Origin of the sequence: Iodidimonas nitroreducens (assembly GCA_000710935.1) — a bacterium.
Taxonomy (GTDB): domain Bacteria; phylum Pseudomonadota; class Alphaproteobacteria; order Sphingomonadales; family Rhodothalassiaceae; genus Iodidimonas; species Iodidimonas nitroreducens.
The window spans coordinates 1-570 of sequence record BAYV01000052.1; the positions used below are offsets into that span (position 1 = coordinate 1).

Annotated in this window: 1 protein-coding gene; it reads right to left on the reverse strand. The window is 55.6% G+C overall.

Features of this window, described 5'->3' with window-relative positions:
• Positions 1–36: 36 nt before the first annotated feature.
• Positions 37–570: site-specific integrase (locus tag AQ1_RS12275; RefSeq protein ID WP_042087761.1), on the reverse strand; the 534-nt coding region annotated here is incomplete at its 5' end.

Genomic DNA, 570 nt, shown 5'->3' on the forward strand with positions numbered 1-570 from the left:
GCAACGCTTTGGGAATCCCGTTTATGAGTTTACAGCCTACATTATTGTGGGTAAGGAGGCCATCTTCTTAGACAGGTCCGACGCACGCAAATTCGTGTACCTTTTTAGAGATTTCAGATCGGCATGGCCAGTGACCGCCGCCACCTCCATAATGCCCCAGCCCCCTTCAAAAAGCCGGGACGTAGCTTCGTGGCGGAGATCGTGGAAATTTACATGCTCAAGGTTGGCACGCAGACGGGCGCGCTGGAAGACACTCTTTAATCCTTCAGCACTGAGCGGAATTACATCAGAGCCCGACCTCTCAGCCTTCAACTGCTCCCACCGCAGTCTGAGACCGAGCAGGACGCCAAGCGCGCGGGGCGACAGTGGTACAGAGCGGGGTTTCCCTGTTTTCGTGTTCGGCAGATAGACAGTGCGGTCAACAAAATCGACGCGCTCCCATTTCAGCGCTAACAACTCGCCACGCCGCATCGCAGTTTCCACTGCCAGGACAACGGACGCCGCCACTAACGGCGTATTCGCGAGTTCTTGGATTAGTCGGGCCTCCTCATCTCGAGAAATCCTGACATC